This window comes from Ilumatobacter sp., from assembly GCF_030065885.1.
Classification (GTDB): Bacteria; Actinomycetota; Acidimicrobiia; order Acidimicrobiales; family Ilumatobacteraceae; genus Ilumatobacter.
Genome location: NZ_JASJCS010000032.1, coordinates 1 through 22,200 on the forward strand (window position 1 = coordinate 1; position 22,200 = coordinate 22,200).

The 22,200-nt window shown below is 69.2% G+C and carries 21 protein-coding genes; 10 read left to right on the forward strand and 11 right to left on the reverse strand.

Going from position 1 to position 22,200, the window contains the following annotated elements; genetic code table 11:
* The first annotated feature begins 115 nt into the window (after window positions 1–115).
* On the forward strand, window positions 116–1,351 hold the full coding sequence (locus QNJ12_RS09220; protein ID WP_300621968.1) for an IS256 family transposase: 1,236 nt from the start codon (window positions 116–118) through the stop codon (window positions 1,349–1,351).
* A gap of 590 nt (window positions 1,352–1,941) precedes the next feature.
* Here QNJ12_RS09220 and QNJ12_RS09225 read toward each other — a convergent pair.
* Window positions 1,942–3,627, reverse strand: a complete 1,686-nt coding sequence (locus QNJ12_RS09225) for an ABC transporter ATP-binding protein (protein ID WP_300621971.1) — start codon at window positions 3,625–3,627, stop codon at window positions 1,942–1,944.
* Window positions 3,624–4,742 carry a hypothetical protein gene (locus QNJ12_RS09230; RefSeq protein WP_300621974.1) on the reverse strand — a complete coding sequence of 373 codons (1,119 nt, stop codon included), beginning with the start codon at window positions 4,740–4,742 and terminating at the stop codon, window positions 3,624–3,626. Before QNJ12_RS09230 ends, QNJ12_RS09225 begins: the two co-directional genes overlap by 4 nt.
* An 836-nt stretch (window positions 4,743–5,578) precedes the next feature.
* On the opposite strand from QNJ12_RS09230, the gene QNJ12_RS09235 reads away from it, so the two are divergent.
* On the forward strand, window positions 5,579–6,916 hold the full coding sequence (locus tag QNJ12_RS09235; protein ID WP_300621977.1) for a cell wall metabolism sensor histidine kinase WalK: 1,338 nt from the start codon (window positions 5,579–5,581) through the stop codon (window positions 6,914–6,916).
* Between the two features lie 34 nt (window positions 6,917–6,950).
* Window positions 6,951–7,613: a response regulator transcription factor gene (locus QNJ12_RS09240; RefSeq protein ID WP_300621980.1), complete on the forward strand. Its 663-nt coding sequence runs from the start codon at window positions 6,951–6,953 to the stop codon at window positions 7,611–7,613.
* Between the two features lie 65 nt (window positions 7,614–7,678).
* Here QNJ12_RS09240 and QNJ12_RS09245 read toward each other — a convergent pair whose 3' ends face one another.
* Window positions 7,679–7,996, reverse strand: coding sequence for a hypothetical protein (locus QNJ12_RS09245; RefSeq protein WP_300621983.1), 318 nt, complete (start codon window positions 7,994–7,996; stop codon window positions 7,679–7,681).
* A gap of 35 nt (window positions 7,997–8,031) precedes the next feature.
* Entirely contained in the window at window positions 8,032–8,160 is a 129-nt protein-coding gene (locus QNJ12_RS09250) for a hypothetical protein (protein WP_300621986.1), read from the reverse strand.
* Here QNJ12_RS09250 and QNJ12_RS09255 point away from each other — a divergent pair.
* Window positions 8,110–8,385 (forward strand): DUF6880 family protein, encoded by a 276-nt coding sequence (locus tag QNJ12_RS09255; RefSeq protein WP_367281771.1) that lies wholly within the window; start codon window positions 8,110–8,112, stop codon window positions 8,383–8,385. The two genes, QNJ12_RS09250 and QNJ12_RS09255, sit on opposite strands and share 51 nt — an antisense overlap.
* A gap of 214 nt (window positions 8,386–8,599) precedes the next feature.
* Here QNJ12_RS09255 and QNJ12_RS09260 read toward each other — a convergent pair whose 3' ends face one another.
* Window positions 8,600–9,298 (reverse strand): hypothetical protein, encoded by a 699-nt coding sequence (locus QNJ12_RS09260; protein WP_300621992.1) that lies wholly within the window; start codon window positions 9,296–9,298, stop codon window positions 8,600–8,602.
* Window positions 9,299–9,681: 383 nt separating this feature from the next.
* On the opposite strand from QNJ12_RS09260, the gene QNJ12_RS09265 reads away from it, so the two are divergent.
* Window positions 9,682–10,176: a hypothetical protein gene (locus QNJ12_RS09265; RefSeq protein WP_300621995.1), complete on the forward strand. Its 495-nt coding sequence runs from the start codon at window positions 9,682–9,684 to the stop codon at window positions 10,174–10,176.
* A 52-nt stretch (window positions 10,177–10,228) separates the two neighbouring features.
* Here QNJ12_RS09265 and QNJ12_RS09270 read toward each other — a convergent pair whose 3' ends face one another.
* Window positions 10,229–12,655 (reverse strand): winged helix-turn-helix domain-containing protein, encoded by a 2,427-nt coding sequence (locus tag QNJ12_RS09270; RefSeq protein WP_300621997.1) that lies wholly within the window; start codon window positions 12,653–12,655, stop codon window positions 10,229–10,231.
* A gap of 204 nt (window positions 12,656–12,859) precedes the next feature.
* Here QNJ12_RS09270 and QNJ12_RS09275 point away from each other — a divergent pair, with 204 nt between their 5' ends.
* The 4 genes from QNJ12_RS09275 to QNJ12_RS09290 all read left to right on the forward strand — a co-directional run bounded on the left by QNJ12_RS09275 (window position 12,860) and on the right by QNJ12_RS09290 (window position 15,923).
* Window positions 12,860–13,447 (forward strand): hypothetical protein, encoded by a 588-nt coding sequence (locus QNJ12_RS09275; protein ID WP_300622000.1) that lies wholly within the window; start codon window positions 12,860–12,862, stop codon window positions 13,445–13,447.
* A gap of 80 nt (window positions 13,448–13,527) precedes the next feature.
* Entirely contained in the window at window positions 13,528–14,361 is an 834-nt protein-coding gene (locus QNJ12_RS09280; RefSeq protein WP_300622003.1) for a phytanoyl-CoA dioxygenase family protein, read from the forward strand.
* A 46-nt stretch (window positions 14,362–14,407) separates the two neighbouring features.
* Complete coding sequence (locus QNJ12_RS09285) at window positions 14,408–15,364, forward strand: homocysteine S-methyltransferase family protein (RefSeq protein ID WP_300622005.1); 957 nt, start codon at window positions 14,408–14,410, stop codon at window positions 15,362–15,364.
* 202 nt (window positions 15,365–15,566) lie between these two features.
* Entirely contained in the window at window positions 15,567–15,923 is a 357-nt protein-coding gene (locus QNJ12_RS09290; RefSeq protein WP_300622007.1) for a hypothetical protein, read from the forward strand.
* A 7-nt stretch (window positions 15,924–15,930) separates the two neighbouring features.
* Here the strand turns inward: QNJ12_RS09290 and QNJ12_RS09295 are convergent, their stop codons facing one another.
* The 3 genes from QNJ12_RS09295 to QNJ12_RS09305 form a co-directional block, all read right to left on the reverse strand.
* Window positions 15,931–16,908 carry a hypothetical protein gene (locus QNJ12_RS09295; RefSeq protein WP_300622010.1) on the reverse strand — a complete coding sequence of 326 codons (978 nt, stop codon included), beginning with the start codon at window positions 16,906–16,908 and terminating at the stop codon, window positions 15,931–15,933.
* A 68-nt stretch (window positions 16,909–16,976) separates the two neighbouring features.
* The gene (locus QNJ12_RS09300; RefSeq protein ID WP_300622012.1) at window positions 16,977–17,981 is read right to left on the reverse strand and encodes a M14 family zinc carboxypeptidase; all 1,005 of its coding nucleotides are present in this window, start codon (window positions 17,979–17,981) and stop codon (window positions 16,977–16,979) included.
* Between the two features lie 60 nt (window positions 17,982–18,041).
* Window positions 18,042–20,507 (reverse strand): efflux RND transporter permease subunit, encoded by a 2,466-nt coding sequence (locus tag QNJ12_RS09305; protein ID WP_300622014.1) that lies wholly within the window; start codon window positions 20,505–20,507, stop codon window positions 18,042–18,044.
* A 158-nt stretch (window positions 20,508–20,665) separates the two neighbouring features.
* Here QNJ12_RS09305 and QNJ12_RS09310 point away from each other — a divergent pair, with 158 nt between their 5' ends.
* The gene (locus tag QNJ12_RS09310; RefSeq protein ID WP_300622017.1) at window positions 20,666–21,019 is read left to right on the forward strand and encodes a potassium channel family protein; all 354 of its coding nucleotides are present in this window, start codon (window positions 20,666–20,668) and stop codon (window positions 21,017–21,019) included.
* A 24-nt stretch (window positions 21,020–21,043) separates the two neighbouring features.
* On the opposite strand, the gene QNJ12_RS09315 is transcribed toward QNJ12_RS09310, so the two are convergent.
* On the reverse strand, window positions 21,044–21,535 hold the full coding sequence (locus tag QNJ12_RS09315; protein WP_300622020.1) for a hypothetical protein: 492 nt from the start codon (window positions 21,533–21,535) through the stop codon (window positions 21,044–21,046).
* The gene (locus tag QNJ12_RS09320; protein WP_300622022.1) at window positions 21,532–22,149 is read right to left on the reverse strand and encodes a TetR/AcrR family transcriptional regulator; all 618 of its coding nucleotides are present in this window, start codon (window positions 22,147–22,149) and stop codon (window positions 21,532–21,534) included. Before QNJ12_RS09320 ends, QNJ12_RS09315 begins: the two co-directional genes overlap by 4 nt.
* Window positions 22,150–22,200 lie beyond the last annotated feature (51 nt).

Consider the following 22,200-nt stretch of genomic DNA (forward strand, 5'->3'; position numbering starts at 1 on the left):
GTGGTTGGCGTCTCGTGAGGTGGTGGAAGTAGTGGAGGTGGTCCACCGGTGAGGTGGGCCATCGCGTGACCCTTGGTGAGAACGACCAAGAACTCACTGAGGAAGAGGACACGCGATGACCCAACACGATGATGCCCGCCTTGACGCGCTGCTGGCGCAACTCGGCGACGGTGACACCAAGGATCTGTTCCGGCTGCTACTCGAGCGCGGGATGCAAGAACTGATCGACGCCGAGCTCACCGCCACGATCGGCGCCGAACTCCACGAACGCACCGACACCCGCACGAACCAGCGCAATGGTGGCCGATCGCGCACCCTGTCGACGCCGGCGGGTGACATCGAGCTGCGGATCCCGAAGCTGCGGGTCGGCTCGTTCTTCCCGTCTCTGCTCGAGCCGCGTCGGCGAGTGGATCAGGCGTTGTGGGCAGTGATCATGACCGCGTACATCACCGGCACTTCGACGAGGAAGGTCGATGATCTGGTGCGGGCGTTGGGATGCGAGTCGGGGGTGTCGAAGTCGACCGTCAGCCGGATCTGCAAGGGCATCGACGACGAGGTCGCCGTGTTCCGCACCCGGCCACTCGGCCACATGGCGATGCCCTACGTGTACCTCGACGCCACCTACGTCAAAGCTCGCAACAACCATCGCATCGTCTCCCGAGCGGTCGTGGTCGCCACCGCCGTCACCAGTGATGGGAACCGTGAAGTGCTCGGCGTCGACGTCGGCGACTCCGAAGACGAAGTGTTCTGGACGGCCTTCCTGCGCAGTCTGCGAGCGCGCGGCCTCGACGGTGTTCGCCTCGTGATCTCCGACGCTCACTCAGGCTTGAAAGCGTCAATCGCCCGTGTGTTCACCGGCGCCACCTGGCAGCGCTGCAAGGTACACCTCGCCCGCAACCTGTTGGCCACGGTCAACCACGCCCACAAAGACATGGTCGCCGCGACGGTGCGCACGATCCATGCTCAACCCGACGCCGACGCGACCAGAGCCCAGCTGCACACCGTGGTCGCCATGCTCGAAGACCGGTTCCCGGCCGCCGCTGAGATCCTCGCCGGCGCCGAAGGCGACGTCACCGCCTACGCCGCGTTCCCACGAGCGCACTGGCGCAAGATCTCGAGCACGAACCCACTGGAGCGCATCAACAAGGAACTGAAGCGTCGCTCGAACGTCGTGGGGATCTTCCCCGACGACGCCTCGGTGATCCGTCTCGTCGGTGCCGTCCTGCTCGAACAACACGACGAATGGGCCGTCGCCGAACGCCGCTACCTCAGCGAAGAATCCATGGCCCGCATCGACCAACACCTCCAGGAGGCAACCACCACCGAACAACCCGAACTCCCGGCCGCCTAACATCGGCCAACGAAGCCAAGGGTCAACGACCTACTTCCACCACACCACGGGACACGGCCGCGGCGTGGGAGTGCCGTGGTCCGTACAACACGTGTACAACGCAACGCAGACCGACTTGCGCCGACGAGTGCAGACGAACCCGCGGTTGTCGTGAGCCTGGAGGCTGGCTGAGCAGGACCGATGCCACCGAGCGCCGACGTGGGCAGACAGCAGACTCGTTTCTCATAACCCGAAGGTCGCAGGTTCAAATCCTGCCCCCGCCACCAACTGAAAGACCAGGTCAGAGGCCCTTTCCGAGAGATCGGACGGGGCCTCTTTCTGTTGGACCGCGAACACCGCGCGAACAAGCGAGAGCACGATTTCGCCGGCCAGGACACCCGAGGGGGCGTGTCTGCGTCATCAGGGAAGCCCACACCCTGGGACTTCGCGAATCGACCGTCGTCGCGTGAGGCCATGGCGGGCTGACCTTCGGGTCGACAAACCGCAGCCGGCGGGTGCGCAAAGCGTTGACCAGGGGTGCGTGATCGCGCCCGCCACGTCGGCGACTGCAGCGGGCTGACCTTCGGGCGGGGGACCCGACGCTGTCTCGGTCAGGCTGCGCAGCCGTCCGTCGACTCGTCGAAACCGAAGAGCGCGGCGGTTCGTGTGCCGGGACGGAGGAGGTCGCAGCTGGGTCCGTGTTCGATGAGTTGTCCGTTGTCGACGTGCCAGATGAGGTCGGCGGCGGCGGCTCGTTCGGCTCGGTGGGTGACGATGATGCACGAGCCGTGATGAGCCTCGATGACGCGGTCGACGACGGAGGCGCTGGTGGCGTCGAGGTTGGCGTCGGCTTCGTCGAGGAGCAGGAGCCGTGGCCGGCCGAGAATGGCTCGGGCGAGCATCAGTCGCTGGCGCTGCCCGGACGAGAGGTTGCTGCCGCTCTCGCTGATGCGGTGGTCGACTCCGGCGGGGAGTGCTGCGATGAGTGGTCGCAGGTCGCACAGGTCGATGACGTGGTCGATCTCGGTGTCGGAGGCGTCGCGTCGGCGGTAGGTGAGGTTGCGTCGGAGCGACCCTCGCATGAGCGGGAGGTCGGGTGCGCTGATGCCGACGGCGGTGTGGGCGTCGCTGAAGGTCACGTGGGCGAGGTCGACTCCGTCGAGTTCGATCGAGCCGCCGTCGACGTCGACGAGCCGGGCGATCGCGGCGAGCAGCGTCGTCTTGCCGGCGCCGTTGGGGCCGACGAGCGCGACGGTCTGTCCTGCGTGGAGGGTGGCGCTGACGTCGGCGACAGGTCCGATCGACACGTTTCGCAGTGCGAGTTCGCCGGGTCCGTCGGGGAGAGGTCGGGGGTCTGTCGGTGGGGTGAGCATGGTGGGGCGGTCGACGAAGCGCCCGATGGCGTCGACGGCGACGTTGCGGTGTTGGCGGTACTCCTGCACTCGGGCGAGTCCTCGCAGCTGCGGGACGAGCAGCCCGACGACGGTCATCGCGGCGGCGACTTGCGGTCCGCCGAGACCGGTGGCCAGAGCGACGACGAGCAGGCTGGCGGTGGCTGCCGATGTCGTGGCTTCGGCGATCGCCTGGAGGCGGCCGAGACGTTTGGCCCGGTCGATCATCGCGTTGCGGAGCCGTTCGGAGCCTCGTCGGATACGGCGACGCTCTCGGTCGACGGCGTTGTTGGCGTGGATGGCGCCGACGGCATTGATCGCCTCGGTGACGCGTCCGGCGAGGCGTGCCCGACGTCGTCGCGCCTCGTGGCTCGCTCGACGCAGCGCCGGGCCCTGTGCGATCGCGCCGACCCCGCCGAGAACGCAGGCGGCACCGACCGCGACGGAGAGCCGCCGGTCGATCAACGCAAGCGCGGCGAGGGTGCCCGTGATCATGGTTCCGGCGACGGCGAGGCGTGCCAGGCCGAGGCTGACCCAGTTGCGGATCGCGGTGAGATCACCGACGAAGCGCAGTGCTGTCGCCCCGGTGCTTCTCAGGTGGAGGGACCGCGGCGACATCGCGGTCAGCCGGTCGACGAGGTGCATTCGCAGGTCGTGGCAGTAGCTCTGGCCGAGTCGTTCGGCGTCGATACGTTCGCGTCCTCTGAGCGCTGCGGCGATCGTCGCAACACCGAGCAGTGAGGCGGCGACCTGCGCAACGCTTCCAATGGTCTGGGGTTGACCGAGCTGCGAAAACGCGGACTCGACCACGACCGCGGCGGCGATCGCGGCGGCCGCCTGGCCGATCCCGTTGGCAACGAGGATGGCGAGGAGGCCGACTCGGTGTGCCGTCGAAACGCGGATCACGACGCCAACTTGGCCGGCGACACGCTGACGTTCTCGAGTTTGGTCGCTGCCGGGACGGCCCGGAGCCGATGGGCCCACGCTGCCCGGTCGAGGAGTGTGTGGTCGGCTGCCCAGAGTTCGGGCAGCGTGAGCACCGGCACATCGACGCATGACTGTGTTTCGCGAACGGCGAGGGGCGATGCGGTGAGCAGGCCGGAGACGGCGAGCACGTCGTGGCCGAGAGAGCGGAGGAGGCCGACGCCGTTCTGTGCGCCTGCGGCGTCACCGGCGGCGAAGACGATGCCGTCACAGCGCGCTCGGAGTTCGTCGCTGGCGAGGAGGGCGGCGGTCTCGGAGAGGAACAGTCCGTCGGCGATCTCGATGACAGCGACGTCGACGCCAGCATCGGCGAGGTGGTGGTGGAGCGACACGAAGGAGTCGACGATGCGTTCGTGTCCCATCATGAACGTGGATGGCATACCGACCGCGGTGAAGTCGACGACGGGTCGCGCCCCGGCGTCGGCCATCAACCACAGGTCGTTGCCGGCGCCGGTCCCGGTGACCTTCGCCGCTCCGACTGACAACCCGGTCGTGACGAGCCCCTTGACGATGCCGGCAGCGGTCGTGGTCTTGCCGGAGTCCATCGATGTGCCCGCGATCACGATCGTGAACGGCCGGGCGGCGGCGTCGCCGCACGTGTTCGGCGTCGGCACGGTGCGGTGATCGGCGATGTTGATGCGTCGTCCGTCGTGATCGGTGGCGAAGCCGAGCACGTCGATCGCGGTCGGCTCATCTTTGGAAGCGTGTCGGCTGAGCGCAGTGGCTGCGACGCCGCCCGCAGCGACGAGATCGCAGCGGCCCAGCGTGGTGGGGACGACTGCTTCGTACTGCGCAGGCGCGTACCGGTTGGCGTAGCAGACGACGATCTCGTCGCCGGGGAACAACGTCGCCCTGCGGCTGTCGGTGCATTCGAGACGTTGGTGTTGGCCGATCTCCACCACCCGGGCGATCACGACATCGCCGGCTCGAGGTGACCCCTCGGTCGTCATGCCGGCGACGAGGCCCGGGCGAAGGTGGCGGGTGGTGTAGGCGAACTTGAGCTGCGAGATCCTGGCCGGATCGAACACGATGGACATGGGAGGACTCCGTTCTTGACGGATGGTGGTTGGTGGAACGGACGCCAGAGTGCGGTCCGGCGATGAACCCGCGGTGAAGGTCACGTGAGGGAGCGTTCATCTCGAGACCGGCGGCGCGGGCGGAAGCCCGGCTGACCCACCGACACTCGACAGTGGAGTCGCCGTCCGTGGTCGGGCAGATGAAAGATTCCTCATCTCTGCTTCATCCTCACTGCGTCGTGGCAGGTCATGCTGGCCGAGTGACGACCTGCGATGGTGTCGACCGGCGGCCCCGAGACCGTTGGATGGCTCCGGAGAGCGCCCTGCGATGAGTACGGCCGGGCGAGTCGCGCTCGGGCTGCTCATCGCGGGCTCAGCGTTCGCGATTGGTTGGCTTGCAGCGTCGCTCGGCAGTGATGCGCCGCTGGAACCCATCCCGGCGATCCAACTCGATCCGCAACCACCGACACCGACCCCGACCTCGAGTTCTGCGACGACGACGACCGTCGTCGAGCCCGGCGCTTCGGTCGTGCCGCCGCCGATCATCGGCCCGACACCTCCGACCCCAGCAACGACCCTGCCCCCGCCGAATCAACCTGCCGAGACCACGCCACCGATCTCGACCGCGCCGCCGCCACCACCGACGACGCCGCCAGCAACGACCCCGCCCCCGCCCCCGCCACCGTCAGCGCCGCCCTCGGACGACGACGGCGACGACGGGGACGACGGGGACGACGACGATCATGATGGGGACGACGGAGGCGACGATGACTGACCGGCGCCGTCGGAGTGTCGGGTTCCGGGGACGCGTTCTCGGTGTCGTCGCCGTCCTGCTTGTCGGAGGGACCAGCCTCGCCGTGGTACTGCAGCGCGCCATCCTCCTGGGCGAACTGGCGAACGAGGTCGAGAAATCGCTGGAACAGGAACGCCAGGAGATCATCCGACTCGCCGACGGTCGCAACCCGCTGACCGGTGATCCGTTCGGCTCCGACGTCGCTGCGATCTTCGACACGTTCCTCAGTCGCAACGTCCCCGGCGAGGGTGAGGTGTACATCACCCTCGTCGACGGCGAGCCGTATCGCACCACGATCGCGCCGGAGGGCGTCCGTCTCGATCAGGACGTCGCGTTGGTCGAACAGTGGGCTGCGCTGACCGAGGGTGAGCGGGGCGCGCTCGACACCGACGCCGGCCCGGTCCGCTACCTCGCCGTGCCCCTCGCCGCCAACGGGTCGACCGCCGGGGTATTCGTCGTAGCCAACTTCGAGCGACAAGAACGCGAGGAGGTCGAGAACTTCATCCGCACCGAGGCAATCGTGAGCGGGCTGGTCATGCTGATCGCACTGTCGACGGCGTGGCTGCTCGCAGGACGCCTGCTGCGACCGGTACGTGAGGTGACCGACACCGCGCAGGCGATCACCGAGACCGACCTGTCGCGCCGCATCCCGGTCGAGTCGAACGACGAGATCGGCCGGCTCGCTGCGACGTTCAACGACATGCTCGATCGGCTCGACACGGCGTTCGCCACGCAACGTCGCTTCGTCGACGATGCGGGCCATGAACTGCGCACCCCCATCACCGTGGTCCGCGGTCACCTGGAGCTGCTCGGCGACGATCCCGCCGATCGAGCCGAGACCGTTGCGATCGTCACCGACGAACTCGACCGGATGGCGCGCATCGTCAACGACCTGCTCCTGCTGGCGAAAGCCGAGCAGCCGGACTTCATCACTCCCGAGCCGACCGAGTTGAGCGAACTCACCGCTGAACTCGTGATGAAGGCGCGAACACTCGGGGACCGGCGCTGGCGGCTCGCGGCCGGCGACGGCATCGTGCAGCTCGATCAGCAGCGCATCACCCAGGCTGTCTTGAATCTCATCCGCAACGCTGTCGAACACACCTCACCCGGCGACGAGATCTCCGTCGGAAGCTCCAGCGACGACACGACCGTCAGCCTGTGGGTCGCAGACCACGGACCGGGCGTCCCGCCCGACGACCGGGAGCGGGTCTTCGAGCGCTTCGATCGCGGTGCAGCCGATCCCCGCACCGAAGGTGTCGGGCTCGGGCTGTCGATCGTGCGCGCCGTTGTCGACGGTCACCACGGCAGCGTCGAGGTCATCGAGACGCCTGGTGGCGGCGCCACGTTCACCATCACCCTGCCCCGATCCGGTCCCGCACGGCGGGGCTCGGACCACACATGAGCCAACACGTCAGTACCCCCGAGAGGACCGTGACATGACCCGCATTCTGGTGGCCGAAGACCAGGCCCGCATCGCCGCGTTCGTCCGCAAGGGCCTCGAGGCTGCCGGGTTCACGACGATGGTCGTCGACGACGGTACGACCGCTGCCAGTGTCGCCCGCGACGACAACTTCGACCTGATGATCCTCGACCTCGGACTCCCAGGGCTCGACGGCATCGAGGTGCTCAACCGCATCCGAGCGCGCGGGGAGCGCATGCCGGTGATCGTGCTGACCGCACGAGACTCGATCCCCGATCGCGTCCGCGGCCTCGAACAGGGCGCCGACGACTACATCACGAAACCGTTCAGCTTCGAAGAACTGCTGGCCCGAGTCCGAGTGCGACTCCGCGACACCGGCACCGGCGATGTCACCACGCTCAACGCGGCCGGCGTCGTGCTCGACATCCGTACTCGTCGGGCGAGCATCGCAGGCTCGACCGTCGAGCTCACCGCCCGCGAGTACCAGGTGCTCGAGTTCCTGATGCGTCACGCCGGACAGGTGATCTCTCGCGAGCAACTGCTGAGTCACATCTGGGGCTACGACTTCGACCCGGGCAGCAACGTCGTCGACGTCTACATCCGAAACCTTCGCAAGAAGCTCGGTGCCGAGCGCATCGAGACCGTCCGCAACATGGGCTACCGATTCGGCGATCGGTAGCGCGCGTCCGGCCGGGAAAGAACTCGAGCGGACGGACCGGGACGTGGCGTATCCGTCCGGTCCGATCAGGCTGCGGTCGTGGACATCGCTTGCCCGACGAGCACGAGGCGTATCACCTGATCGTTCGCGTCCTCGACGTGCTTCGCGCACTCGGCGATCGCGTCACTCAGGGCCATCGGTCGGTGTATCGAGCTGATCCATCCGACGATCCCCGTGTTCAGATTCTCCTCGACGCCCGGCCCGATCGCGAACGCCGGGCGCTCGGCCACGCCGGATCGTTTCGCGCCCGCCGTGACCACGAATGCGCCGACCAGCAGCCACACCGTCGAGCCCGTGAAGGACACCGTCACATCGGCGAGGCTCGACCCGCCGATCGCCACCAACGCAGCGAGCGTCGCGGTACAGATGGCGACCTCGTTCAGCTTCGTGACTCGCCGACGGCGACACCGACGCCGCCTGGACCGCAGCGACCGACGCCGACGCCGACGCCGAGGCGATCGGCGATCAGCGGTGGGGGCGCCTCGCCGAGGAACGAGAAGCGACCCACCCGGCCGCAGCGCTCAACGTCTACCTCCGCCTCGTCGACTCGACCTTGCAGCAGGCCGATCGTCGCAACTACCGCACGGCGGCCAAGCAGCTCGAGCGAGCCCAGAATGCGGCAGCAGCCGCCGACCTCTCCGACGAGTTCGCCGAACATCTCGCCGCGCTGCGCGAACAACACCGCCGCCGTCCGACCCTCATCGGCATCCTCGACAAGGCAGGCCTGCGGTAGCGACGGATCACCTGCTGTCGTCGACCCCGTCGACGTCAGGCTCACCCTGCGAAAGGGGTTCTCGGAGCTCGGCATGCTTGGTCCGAGTGTGTTCGTCGGTCCAGCGGGTGTCGGTGCGTGTGGGCCGACCATGCAGTCGAGCAGTGGTGAACCGCTGAGGACACAACTGGGTTCAACTTGCAGCGGTGCAGTTGAACTCTGCGAGCGCTTGGGCTCAATTGTACTGAGCTGTGGAATCGGGCTCGGCACCGGTCAGGTCCCGGTCCTCGAGCTCCCAGGCGTGGTCGAGCATGTGCCAGGCACAGCGTCGGATCAGGAACTGCAACGCCCACGAGCGCGCTGGTTCACCGCGAGCGTGATGTTCGCGGATCGCATCGGCGAAGGCGTCGCGGTAGGCGCGCAGGGCCGTGGGGTCGTCCCTCGTCTCCAACGGCACCTTCACACCGACCTTCGGCGCGAACTCGTGGATCTCCGCGCCGTTCACGTGCTGGATGATCAGGTCCTTCTCCCGGCCTCCACCTCGCGGGCCCTTGCGAAGGTCGGACGACACGCGTGCCGCCGTGTCGTCGAAGGAGGTCCACGAGGCCCGAAGCAGCGCGAGCTTTCGGTCGAGCTCGGCTTCGGTCATGGGACCGCGTTCCGCCGTCGCGGCCCGTCCCGAGACACCGTAGTAGTCGGTCATGCCGATGCCCTCGACCTGCTCGACCACCTCGAGATCACCCAGACGCCCGAACTCGTCACCGTAGCCAGCACGTTCGGCGACCTTGGCGAAGCGGTGTCGATAGGAATCCAGCACGGCCAGCACGTCGCCACCCAACTTGGTGCTGCGGTCCCACCCGGGCCAGTCGAAGGCGCTCGCCACCACACGCTTCTTCTTGCCACTCTCGAGCATCACCCGGACGGGTTCGGTCATGCCCAACCATACGGCTACCGACGAGCGCCGAACGGCGCACGCGTCGATCCAGTCCGACACCGGCACGCCCTCGTCGCCAGGCGCGAGCACTCGCGAACACGAGAACACGGCCCCCTCCGACGTGCGCCCATGGAGACGGGCGAGGCATACGGCGACCGCAATGACACCCCCGCTCGCAGGACTGATGCGTCGAACGCCCACCATCCAGCACGAGCCTGCCGACAGCCTCCTCCACCACGTGATGGGACGCACCCGCACCGGCGTCGCGATCCCTTGCTGGTGTGCCGGTCGGGAGGCACAGTGCCAACGGCTCTTGCGGTTCTGCGCCGACGCTCTGATGATGGAGTCGGAGGGAAGTCCTCGCCGGGTGGAAGGAGATGGTCATGAGCACACTGACCCCCGAGGCCCCCGCATCCGACCGCACCCGTCGTTCCCGCAAGTGGCTGGTGCCACTCGTTGCGACGCTCGCAGTGGTCGCTGTCGCCGTGGGCCTGTGGGGCGCCACGAGGTCCGACGAGGCCGACGATGAGGCGGTGGCAACCGAACTGGTCGACACGTGGATCCGCACCGGGAACGAGTGGACGGGTGACGAGCAGGACGCAGAGGAGCTTCGCTCGGTCTTCACGGACGACGCCCGGTTCGTGCTGAGGGCCGCGACCGTGACCCTGGATCAGCACATCGTCGCCATCGCGGCCGGTTGGCTGACGAACGCAGCCCGCGTCAGCGAGTTGACCCCCACAGGTGACGATGCGTTCACCTTCGTCATCGAGCTCGATCGAGGGGGCAGCCGGTGGACCGGCGAGCTCGAGGTCGAGCTGGACGGCGATCTGATCTCACGAGTCCAAGAACTCGAGGAGTACACCGAAGTCGTGTCGTAGCCGGTGTCGCACTCGTGTGCGCGAAGTGGCGCGGCTCGGCGACCGTCCGGGCTCATCCGCGATCGAGCACGTCGATGGCGTAGTCGATGGCCCACGCCGGCGTTCGCGCGGCGCCCTCGGCCAGCCACGCCTCGACCGGGCCGGCGCCGACACGCTCGACCACCGTCTCGCGAGCGCTCACGAGACGTTCCGACTCGATGCCGTACGTCGACTTCACGTCCGGGTTCGACAGCGCGCCGAGCAGCACCATCGCCGGCTCGTCGTCGCCCGCTCTGACGAGCAGCCCGATCAGGTTGCGCAACGCCGTGATGCCGTGGGTGAGGCTGCGCGTCCTGCGGTAGTGGGCGAGCACGGGGACGAACGCGGCCATCGCCGCCTCCGTGTCGCCGGTCCTCGTCAGGGCGGCGAGCGTCGAGACCTGCGCAACGCTGACGACGAAGCGGCTCCCGACCGATGTGCCCAGCTCGACCGCTCGATCGAATCGTTCGATCGCCTCGGGTTCCCGCTCCGTGGCGGCGAGCACCTCGGCGTGTGCGTACGCGGCCCAGGCGGCGCTGGTCGGGCTCAAGGCGGCGCCGGTCTCGAGCAGGCCGAGCGCCTCGCCGGCGTCGTCGTGCCGCTCCCCGTAGAGGTGGGCCAGGATCACGCCCAGGGCACCGGCGATCCGGATCGACGAATCGCCGGTCCGCTCGCCGATCGCGATCAGGGACGATCCGTGCCGCAGCGTGGCGTCGACGTCGCCGGTGTACATCCCGACGTTGGCCAGCGTGTCGTGTGCGCTGGCGGCAACTCGAGGGTCGTCGCAGTCCTGCGCTGCTGCGGCGTGGCGAGCCGCTCGTTCGTAGTCGCCGCGGTTCGATGCGTCGGCGGCCAGTGCTGCGTGGGCGGCGAGGGGGACGTCCTGATCGGACGGGTACCGGTCGACCAACTCCTGCGCCCATGCTGCCGGTTCGGTCCACTGCCGCTCGTGCGCGTAATGCAGCAAGCCTGCGGTCAGCTCGGCGGCGAGGAGCGGCTCGTGTCGCCGGGCCCACAGGTGCGCGAGCCGGATCTCGGCGACGAGTCCGTCGAGGCGCCTCGCGCTCGCCAGCTCGTCGGCCGTGCGCAGCGAGATGTCGCTCTGCGACACGACGTCGGCGACGTGATGGGCGTGTCGGGCGTCGACGTCAGCCGTCCGCCGCTTCGACGCGCTGGCGCGCACCGTGTCGAGCAGCCGGTAGCGGGTCGGCTGTTCGACCGCCTCGGCCACGACGAGTGACTTGTCGACGAGTGCGGCGAGCGGGCCGACGGACAACCCTGCCGCGTCGGCATCGACCACCGCCGCGATGTCGACGACCGGCACGGGCCCGGCGAACACCGAGAGTGTCGCGAGCAGCTCGCGCTCGTCCGCCTCCAGGAGATCCTCCGACCAGGCGATGAGCGCGCTGATCGTCCGGTGCCGGTCGTCGGCGGTTCGGTCGGTCGATCGGAGGAGGTCGAGGCGATCGGCGAGCACGTCGGCCAGGTCGGCGGCACCGATCGACGGGAGACGGGCGGCCGCCATCTCGATGGCGAGCGGGAGGCGGTCGACCGTACTCAGGATGCGGTCGATGCTCGTCTCGTCCTCGGACGCCCATGAGTACCCGGGCTGCACCGCCCGCGCCCGCTCGAGCAGGAGACGACGGGCCGGTTCGTCGCCGAGGGGAGCGACCGGCCAGAGCTGCTCGGCGTTGATGCCGAGCCGCTCGCGGCTGGTCGCGAGGAGACGGACGTTGCCGGCGGCGTCCACGATCTCGGCGATGATCCTGGTCGCCTCGTCGAGGACGTGCTCGCAGTTGTCGACGACGACCAGTGCGTCCAGCTCGGCGATCGAGGCGATCAGCCCGTCCCCGTCCCCCGCATCGAGCAGCCCCGTGTCGCGTCGAAAGGCATGGACCACGCCGTGGTCGTCGCGGATCCGGGCGAGTCGCACCACCTTGACGCCGTCGGCGTGCCGGTCCCGTGCGGCTCGACCGATCTCGCGCGCCAGCGACGTCTTGCCGACGCCGCCCGGGCCGACGAGCGTGATCAGGCCCGCCGTGTCGAGCAGATCGACGATCGAGCGGATGTCGTCGTCACGCCCGAGCAAGCTGGTGACCACGACCGGGGATGCAGGCGATGCCGCGGTCTCGCCCGTGGCGGCGCCGGTTGCGGCGGCGGCGTCGACGTCGACGACGAACCGGTAGCCCCGCCCGCGGTAGTTCTTGACGACCCCCTGCCGGGCGCCGTCGTCCCCGACGGCCTGGCGAACCTCCTTGATGCGCGTGGTGAGGGCCGACTCCGACACGAACTGGTCGCCCCAGATCTCGTCGAGCAGCTCGGCCTTCGGCACCACGCGGTCCCGATGCGAGATCAGATACGCGAGCACGTCGAAGGCCTGCGGCTCGAGGTGCTGTTCGTGCCCGTCGCGCACGAGGCTTCGAGCGGCCACATCGACGGTGCACGAGCCGAACCGGAGCATGCCGACATTCTCGCCCGATCCGAGCGCGCCGTGCCGAGGCGTTCTCGCAACGGGCGGCCGAGCCGCTGGGCGATCTGCCGGGCGATCTCCAGCCAGTCCCCACGTGGCCCCCAAGCTCCTCAGCCGGCGGCTCCGCAGGATGGCTCGTGTTCGCCAGCAACCGCGAACGACAACCCACCCACACGTTTCACCAAGGAGCACACCATGTCCCCCCGCACCATCGCCGTCGGCGCTGCCGCCGTCGCAGCCCTCGGAGTCCTCGGCTTCGGCGTCGTGAACGCCGCTTCCGACGACCGCCCCGACGAGACCGCCGAACTCCTCGAGTTCGAAGTCGCCGAAGACGCGACGCGCTTCGTCTTCGACGACGCACCGGTCTTCGACGACGGACTCCCGGCGTACGGCAACCCCTTCGTCACGCAGGGCTACATCTACGAGCCCGGCACCCTTGCAGACGGCGGCGGCGTCAACCCCGACGGCAGCCCGACCCATCCCGACGCGGTCATCGGCACCTGGACCTGTGAGGGCTTCCTCATCGGGGACGGCGCCCGCACCGAGTCGGGGCCCTGGGTCATCAGCACCCAGGTGTTCGACTTCGGCGAGTTCGACGGCGACGACATCGTCATCAGCCACGGCATCGAGACACCGGTCGTCGGCGAAGACGTCCAGCGGGCGATCATCGGTGGCACCGGCGAGCACGCGGGCGCCGTCGGCACCCAGACGCAGACCCTCGAGGCGTTCAACGACAGCGAGGGCGTCAACCTCACCGTCACGCTCGAGCCCGCCGAGAGCTGACCATGGCCCCGTCACCGACCACCGGCGCGACCGTGCGCCCATGCGTACCGACGCTCCCGTCGACCGCACGCGTCGCCGACGTGAACACGGCGATCGACGAGGTCGGTGCCGTCATCGTCGCCGACCTCGTCGACCCCGCCGTTCTCGACCGGCTGCGCTCGGACCTCGCCCCCTGGGTCGAGCGCACGCCGGCCGGGAGCCGGTCGGGCGACCCCGAATGGGAGCTCTTCCACGGCCGCAACACGGTGCGCATCAACGGCATCGCCGCGAAGAGCACGGCCTTCCTCGACGTCTGCCTCGACGAGACGGTCCTCGGAGTCGCCGACCGGCGGCTGATCCCCGAGGGCGGCTCGACGCAGATCAGCGACACACAGTTGATCGCGATCGGACCGGGCGAGCCGGCCCAGTACCTGCACCGGGACCAGACCGGCTGGCCGTGGTTCAACGGCCTCCTCCCGGACGGCCCCGAGATCACCGTGATCGCCATGGTCGCAGTCACCGACTGCAGCGACGAGAACGGGGCCACCCGCGTCGTGCCGTACAGCCACCTCCGCCCCGACACCGACGACCTGTTCGATCCGGCCAACGCCGTCCCGGCCGAGATGTCAGCCGGGTCGGTCCTGTTCTTCAGCGGCAAGACGGTCCACGGCGGCGGCGCCAACCGAACGGTCGACGAGTGGCGATGCGCACTGCACCTGAGCTACCTCCTCGGATGGCTGCGACCGGAGGAAGCACACGCGTTCGCCCTGCCGCATCCCGTCGCCGCTGCGCTCCCGCGCCGCGCCAAGGAGCTACTCGGATTCGCCGAGTACAACCCCGCGCCACACGGTGGCGGACGCCTCTGGCTCGTCGACTTCGAGGATCCCGCACGGGTCCTCGAATCGGCGCACCGCGAACCCAACCCGCACCTCTGACGTACCGACAACAGCAAACGATTCGACACCGAAAGGAATCAACACCATGACGTACCACCTGCCCCACCTCGACGGCCCCATCTTCCTCAGCGAGGCCGGGCTCGAGACCGACCTGCTCTTCCACCACGGCATCGACCTGCCGCACTTCGCCAGCTTCCCGCTGCTCGAGACCGCCGAGGGACGAAGCACGTTGAACGACTACTTCCAATCCGTCGTGGACATCGCCCGGCGTGACCGCACCGGCGTCGTCCTCGAGACCCCGACCTGGCGAGCCAACCCCGACTGGGGCGACCTGCTGGGCTACTCCAGCGGCCGGCTCGCCCGAGCCAACCGCGACGCCGTCGCGTTCTTCGCGCAGCTCCGTGCCGCCAACGCCGACGTCGAGTTCGTCATCAGCGGCAACATCGGGCCCCGTGGCGACGGCTATGCCGTCAACGACGCGATGAGCGCCGAGGAGGCCGCCGCCTACCACGCGCCGCAGATCCGATCGTTCGCCGAGGCGGGCGCGGATCTGGTGTCGGCGCTCACGATCAACTACGCCGCCGAGGCGATCGGCATCGTCGACGCCGCACGTGCCGCCGGCGTCCCCGTCGTCATCTCGTTCACGGTGGAGACCGATGGCGCGCTGCCATCCGGCCAGTCACTGGCAGACGCCATCGAGGAGGTCGACGCGGCCACGGACGGTGCCGCCGCCTACTTCATGGTGAACTGCGCCCACCCGTCGCACTTCGCCGAGATCTTCGACGCACGGGGTCCCTGGGATCGCGTTCGCGGCATCCGGGCGAACGCGTCCCGCATGAGCCACGAAGAGCTCGACAACGCCGAAGAGCTCGACCGCGGCGACGAGGTCGAGCTCGCCGCGGGCTACGCCGACCTCGCCGCGAAGCTGCCGAACCTCGCCGTGGTCGGCGGGTGCTGCGGCACCGATCTGCGCCACCTCGATCACATCAGCGCCACCGTCGCCGGCAGCCGACGGCCGGTCGCGCCCGCCGGCGCGACGTGAGCCCGACGTCGACGCGAGCCGTGGCCGGTGAGGCGCTCGCGGTTCACCTCCGTCGACCTGTCGCTCCACGGCGTCGCCGCCCGGTGGGTGCTCCCCGGCACCCCCGGGCGAGCGCGCCGTATCACGCGAGTCATCGATCGCGATTGCGTGAGGACCAACGGACCTACCCGGACCACGACGTCGCAGTCATGATGGTCGCGCGATGAACGCTCGTGGCACGGTTCGGGTCAAGGACACGGACAAGACGAAGAACCTCGACGTTGCCGTCACCGGTGAGCTGTCGGTCGACGAGATGGAGGCCGTGCTCGACGAGGTCGCTTCGGCGCACGGGTTGCGGCTCTCCCATGTCACGACGCTGGGCAGGAAGCGCTACCCGGGCAACCGCCACTGGCACTTCACCCAGGACCCGCCCACGGGGGGCTGCCTCGACGTCACCTACTGGCCCGCGGGCCCGCTGATGTGGATCTCGATGCGGAACATCGAACCCGCCTGGGTCCACGAAGTGGGCCAGCGGCTCGGTCCAGCGCTCGAAGCGCGGCTGCTGGAACGTCACGGGTGAGGATCGGTCAGTACGAGGCGTACCGTTCTCGGACGCGCGCAGCTGATCGGCCCGGGAGCGCGCCCGTGTCGAGCAGATCCTCGAGCGTCGTGGATGTCCACGTGGACTCGTCGGTGAGCAACGCCCGGTAGCGGGCGCAGGCGTCGGCGACGTCGGCGTTGCCCGCTGGGTACACGACGACGGCGCGGCCCCACGTCCAGCGTCCGCCCTCGTGCTGGAGCATCGACAGCAGGAGGAGGTGCTCGAGCCACATCACGCACAGGTCCGAGCGTTCCAGCAGCGCGTCGACGGCGCCCGGCGCGAACGCGCCGGAACGGCTGGCGACCTCGATGTACCGCCCGCGGTTCTCGGGGCGGGGGGTCTCGGCCTTGTTCCGCTCGTGGTACCTCACGCCGACGGCGACGATGCCGTCGCCGCCGTCGGGCAGGTCGAGGACGAACGCCGCTGCGAAGGCCCGCAGGCTGCTGAGGTAGCCAGGGTCGAGCCGTCCGGGGGAGTGGGCGAAGCGCACCTCGCTGACCCGACCGTGGGTCCCGGGGAGCCACCGGCGCAGGGCGTCGTCGGCCAGAGCCGCGTCGGCGGCGAGGTCGCCGAACAGGTTGAAGGCAAGCGCCTGCGACGAGAGCAGGTCGGCCCACAGCCGTTGATGATCGAAGCTCTGGTGCGGCTCGGGGTGCTCGGTCCGCCAGTGCGCCGCGTCGACGGCCGCCGGTGTGAGGAAGTTCGCGCCGGTCTCACGGGCGTACTCGAGCGGGAGGCGGCTGCCGACCTCGCGGACCTTCCCGCCCGGCTTCGGCACGATCGGCTGGGTACCGATCGGATGCCCGTCCGCCTCGCGCCAGCGGGCCTGCTGCAGACGAGCGCGGCGGCGGAACGCGGTCATCGCCGGCCGGCGAGGCACGCGGTCGTCGGCCTCCCAGCAGTGCGCACCGAGCAGCTCGTCCTCGGTCGGCTCGGTCGTCGGCCCGGTCATCGGTTCGGCCATCGCTGCGTGAACCTAGCCCTCGTCCGGATCGGCCAGGTTCCTGAAACTCGCGGCACGCAAGCCTCGCGTCAGCCGAGCTCGGCGAGGACGGCCTCGAAACCTGCTCGGTGCGCCGCGACGGTCTCGGGCGTCGCCGACCACGAGTCGATCTCGATCAGCATCGATGGGCGACCCGCTACGAACGCCGTCCAGCTCTCGCCGCCGCCGTGCTGCGTCACGCCCGACCGAGCCTCGACGCCCGAGGCCTCGGCCCACGCCCGTTCGAACGCCCGGTCGGTGTCGCCGATCGACGCCGCGTAGCCGTAGGGCTGGTGCACCCACACGACGAGGTCCGGCTCGAGCCGCTCGACGAGCGCGGTCAGCGCCTGCGTCTCGGGCTCGGAGATCGGACCGGGCCCGCCGTCGGACGCGCGCCAGTCCCAGCTGAAGTTGCGGTTCAGGTCGACGCTATTGCCGTTCCAGCGCGTGCCGGCGGCGACGCCGTCCGGGTTCGCCTCCGGGACGAGCCACACGTCGACGTCATCGGCGAGGTCGGCCTCGACGAACCCGCGAACCGTCGGCGGCGAGACCGGCTCGTTGCCGTGGAGCCCGCCGATCACGAGCACGGTTCGGCGCGGCGCTTCAACGGTGCGGACGAGCGCCCCGATGCTGCGGCCCTGGACCGACGTGCCGATCGCCTCGGTCGTCCAGCCAGCCGGCAGGGGCGGTGGCTCGATGTCGGACGGCGGCCGGATGTCGTAGATCGACGAGCCCGACGCCGCCTGCGGCGGCGCCGGCGCGGCGACGACCGGGATGGTGGTGCTCGTTGTCGTGGATGTGGTGGTCGTCGTCGGGGTCGTCGTGGACGTTGTCGCCGCGCTCGTTGTCGTCGTCGCCGGCAGCGTGGTCGTCGTGACGGTGGTCGCCGGCTCGGGCACTGCGGACGTGCTGGGGAGGCGCGTGGATTCGTCGGTCGCCGGCGCGGCGTCGGCCCGAGTGCCGTCGGTCGTCGTCGCGCATCCGCTCAGGGCGAGCAGTGCGACTGCCGCCCACGCGGCGCACATCGTGCGCATACCGCCCGTCGCTCCGCCCACGAGGAGAGTGTGGCATCCGAGGGCGCACCGTCGCCGTCGCTCCAGTGCGCTCGGTGCGGGTCAGGCGCCGCCCGCGGGCGCAGCCGCTGCGGTCGGTTCGCCACCGACATCGCCGATGACGCCATGCCCGGACTCGGCTCGCCAGCGGTGGTAGGCGGCCCAGACGATCAGCATCGGCGGCACGACGACGATCGCCACGATCAGCGCATACAGGATCGTGATGCCGGTGACGAGGCCGAACTGCTGCATCGGCGTGAGTGGACTGAACAGCAGGACGGCGAACGCGAGGGCGGTGGTCAGCGCCGACCCGATCAGCGCCGACCCCGTCGTGGCCAGGGTCGTCGTGGTGGCGTCGATCAGCGATCTGCCGTGCTCGAGCTCCTCGGTGAACCGGTGGATCACGTGGATCGTGTAGTCGACGCCGATGCCGATCGACAGCGCCGTGATGAGTGCGGTGATCACGTTGTAGGGGATGCCGAGCAGCGTCATCGTGCCCAGCACCCAGAGCAGCACCAGCACGATCGGGAACACGGCGATCACCGCCAGCATCGGCTTGAACTCGGTGACCCAGAAGAACAGCATCAGCACGATCAGGGCGGCGACGATCGTGATGACGATCGACCCGGTCTGGCTGTCGGTCATCGCCGAGGTGACCTCGAGGCTGATGATCTCGCCTGACGTGACCGTGAGCTGGTCGCGGTCGCCGTACCACAGACCTTCGATGTCGTCGACCATCTGGGCGGTGCGGTCCTGGTCGCCGGTGAGCGCATTGAACTGCACGAGCGTCCGGTCGATGCCGTTCGAGTCGTTGACCGCGACCTGCCCGAACCCGATCGGGTCATCGGCCTCGAGCCGTTCGAGCAGCGCCTGCACGCCGTCGGGGTCGACCGTGATCCCCTGATCGATGCCCGCCGCGATCTCGGCCAGCCCCGGGTCGTAGTTGTCGCCGGGCTCCCCGCTGTCGGTGTTCCAGTCGGTGAACAGCGTGCCGAGCGACAGCGTGATGTCGCTGGCCGCCCCGGTCGGTCGTGACAGCTCGTCGGCGAACGACTCGGCGAGCGTCAGCAGGTTCCGGAGCGTCCGGTCGTCGGTGAGCTCTGCCTCGATGAGCACCGTGACGATCTCGGTCTGGCCACCCAACGCCTCCTCGAGTGCCTCGAGGTCGGTCAGCGAGTCGCCGCCCGACGGCAGGAAGTCGTTCGAGTCGAACTCGGTGCTGATGCCCGCCGCCAGGGCGCCGAGCACGACCGTCACGACGCCGGCGACGCCCAGCACCACCATCGGCTTGATCGCCGCGAAACCGCCGACCCGCTCGACGAGGTTGCCCGCGCCGGGGATCGCGTCGGTCATCAGCTTGGGTGCCGCCAGCTCGTCGGCGGCCTCCTTGCGCTGGTCGAGGATCGCGCGAGCGGCGGGCACGAGCGTCAGCATCGTGAGCAGCCCGAAGAACACGCCGAACGCCGCGACGATGCCGAAGTCCTGATTGGCGGGGATCGGCGATGTGACGTTCGTGAGGAAGCTGATGATCGTCGTGCCCGATGCCAGCCCGAGCGGCAGGAGGACGCCCCGGAGGCCCCGGCGCGCTGCCTCGGTGACGGTCGCACCTTCGGCCCGGATCTCGCGGTAGTGGGCGACCGACTGGATCGCGTAGTCGACGACCAGTCCGATCAGCATGATCGGCACCATCGTCGTGATCGAGTTCGGCAGGCCGATGATGCCGAGACCGTCGGGGCCCATCAGCCCCTGGAATCCGAACGTGCCGAGAATGGTGACGCCCAGGCCGGTCAACGTCAGGGCGACGTCGGAGCCCGACTTGAAGAAGACGAAGAGCAGCACGGCGATGACGACGAGCGCGACGACCATCAAGATCGACATCGACGACGAGGACGACTCGGCCGACTCGTCGTCGATGGTCGCGCCCGACAAGCTGCGCACCGTGAGCGGCCCGTTGACGTCCTCGACCAGCCGCGCGACGGTCAGCTCGGCGTCGTCGAGCGCGTCTGCATCGCCGAGCTCGCGGAGCTTGAGCGACGAGATCGCGAGGCCCTCGCCGTCGGCCTCGCCACTCAGGTTCGCCACGACGGGGGCGACGCGGGGGTCGGCGGTCACCGCGTCGATCTGCTGCTGGCCGACGCCGGCCAGGTCATCGACGCCGAGGGCACGCTCGTAGACCGCGGCGAGCGACACGACGGGGTCCGTCAGCGCCAGCCGTTCGGCCACCTCGGGTGTCGACACCGCAGCAGCGACGACGGCGTCGATCTGTGCGAGACCGGCGGGTGTCAGGACGTCGCCGCGGTGCAGGATCGTGATGTTGGTGAGCCCCGCCGAGTCCGGGAACGAACCCGAGAGAGTGTCCGCCGCTTCGGCGACGTCGCTGTCGTCGGGCAGGAAGACGGTGTTGTCGGCCTGCTCACCGAGGACGAGCATGCCCGATGCCAGAGCAACGGTGATGATGCCCAACCCGATCAGGGCGGCCCTCGGGCGGTCGATGACGAGCCCGGCGATCCGGTCGAAGACTGCAGACATGGCGAACTCCCTGATGGCGGTGCAGGCGGCTGGTCCCGCTCTTGTGAGAACAGTACTCTCATGTCGCGTCTATTGCGAGTGGTAATCTCATAATGTCGGGAGGCGGGCTAGAGTCGGCCCATGGACACCGCAGTACACGACGCCCGGCGAGCACCCTCATGATCGGGCTGATCGCCATCGCACGCACGATCGCCCGCGGGTGTGGCTCGCTCGTCCGCGATCCTCAGGCGCGGGGTCTGATGTTCGTCGTGCTCGGCCTGGTCTGGGGCGGTGCGTTCTTCTACCGGCAGGTCGAGGACCTGTCGTGGATCGACAGCTTCTACTTCACGATCGTCACGCTGACCACGGTCGGCTACGGCGACTTCACGCCCGAGACGACCGCCGGGAAGCTGTTCACGATGGCCTACCTGTTGATCGGCATCGGGATCGTCGTGGCGCTCGCAGGCGAGGTCGCGAGTCACCTGATCCGGGCGAACACCGAGCGTCGCGCCGAACGCACCGGCGAGGCCTGACGCAGCGGGGGTGCCGTCGCGCCGTCAGGCTGGCTGGGTCGTCTCGGGTGGCCCGAGGCATTCAAGTCGGGCGGTGAAGCCGATGTACTGCCACATCATGTGCGGGCCGTCGCGCCAGCGCTTGACCTCGATCGGCATGCCGGCCGGACGGAGCACGTGGACCCCATCCTCGTACGTGGCGACCACGTGGATCTCGGTGGCCTTGTCGAACTCGGCGACGTCGTGCACGCCGTTGGCCTCGGTGCCGTCGCAGCGCATGTCGTGGATGACGCCACCGCCGGTGACGACCAAGCGATCGGCCGCCTGCTCGACGCGCTGGACGTGGCCGACGCCGGGATGGCCGGGTTGCAGTTCGCCGTCGACCGTGACGTCGATGGTCCGCCAGAGCCCTCGGAGGTCGGGCGCACCCTCGACCAGTTCGTCGGCACACCCGGCCAGCACCGGCTCGGGCCACTCGGTCCAGCCGCCCGCCGGCGTGTGGGCGACCGGAATCTCGTCGACGCGCCGGGTGGTCATGGCGTCAGCAACCTGGTGAGGGCCGTCACCCAGGTGCGGCGGAGCTGGGCCGGGCTCCGCTCGTGATCGTGGCGGGCCTGGTCCCACGACTCGAACGAGGTCAGCGTGGCGATGATGGTCACCATGTCGTCCCGGGCTGCGGGCGTGAGACGAGCGAGCTCGTCGTCGAAGTGCCGGCGCACCTGGTCGGCTCGTTCGGCACGGAGCCGGTGGAGCGTGTCGTCGACCGCAGCAACTTCGGCGGCACGCCAACGAGCCAGCCTCGCGATCGGCGCGACGGTCTCGTACAGCGTCACACGCGCGTCGACGAACACCGCGATACGGGCGCCGACGTCTCCGTCGCGGGCATCGGGGATGTCGAACAGGTGGGCGTAGCGCTCGATGTAGCGGTTCGTGGTCTCCTGCCGGAGGTCGTCGAGCGTCTCGAAGTACCGGAACAGCGTGGCCATCGAGATGCCGGCCCGCTCGGCGACCAGCTCGGCCGGAGGCGGGGAGTGGCCCTCGAAGACCAGGTCGATCATCGCGTCGATCACGGCGACGCGGCCGCGCTCGCGGCGGGCCCGGCGACCGTCGGTCACCGGGACGTCTGCACTCCTTGCGGCCTGAACGTCCATCGCCGATCACCGTACCAAGGTCGTCTCGGTATTGATAGTCAAACTCTCACG

Coding starts and splice junctions, on each gene's coding strand:
- QNJ12_RS09220 (WP_300621968.1), top strand. CDS start 116: ATGACCCAACACGATGATGCCCGCCTTGACGCGCTGCTGGCGCAACTC.
- QNJ12_RS09230 (WP_300621974.1), bottom strand. CDS start 4,742: ATGTCCATCGTGTTCGATCCGGCCAGGATCTCGCAGCTCAAGTTCGCC.
- QNJ12_RS09240 (WP_300621980.1), top strand. CDS start 6,951: ATGACCCGCATTCTGGTGGCCGAAGACCAGGCCCGCATCGCCGCGTTC.
- QNJ12_RS09260 (WP_300621992.1), bottom strand. CDS start 9,298: ATGACCGAACCCGTCCGGGTGATGCTCGAGAGTGGCAAGAAGAAGCGT.
- QNJ12_RS09265 (WP_300621995.1), top strand. CDS start 9,682: ATGAGCACACTGACCCCCGAGGCCCCCGCATCCGACCGCACCCGTCGT.
- QNJ12_RS09270 (WP_300621997.1), bottom strand. CDS start 12,655: ATGCTCCGGTTCGGCTCGTGCACCGTCGATGTGGCCGCTCGAAGCCTC.
- QNJ12_RS09275 (WP_300622000.1), top strand. CDS start 12,860: ATGTCCCCCCGCACCATCGCCGTCGGCGCTGCCGCCGTCGCAGCCCTC.
- QNJ12_RS09285 (WP_300622005.1), top strand. CDS start 14,408: ATGACGTACCACCTGCCCCACCTCGACGGCCCCATCTTCCTCAGCGAG.
- QNJ12_RS09290 (WP_300622007.1), top strand. CDS start 15,567: ATGAACGCTCGTGGCACGGTTCGGGTCAAGGACACGGACAAGACGAAG.
- QNJ12_RS09295 (WP_300622010.1), bottom strand. CDS start 16,908: ATGGCCGAACCGATGACCGGGCCGACGACCGAGCCGACCGAGGACGAG.
- QNJ12_RS09305 (WP_300622014.1), bottom strand. CDS start 20,507: ATGTCTGCAGTCTTCGACCGGATCGCCGGGCTCGTCATCGACCGCCCG.
- QNJ12_RS09310 (WP_300622017.1), top strand. CDS start 20,666: ATGATCGGGCTGATCGCCATCGCACGCACGATCGCCCGCGGGTGTGGC.
- QNJ12_RS09315 (WP_300622020.1), bottom strand. CDS start 21,535: ATGACCACCCGGCGCGTCGACGAGATTCCGGTCGCCCACACGCCGGCG.
- QNJ12_RS09320 (WP_300622022.1), bottom strand. CDS start 22,149: ATGGACGTTCAGGCCGCAAGGAGTGCAGACGTCCCGGTGACCGACGGT.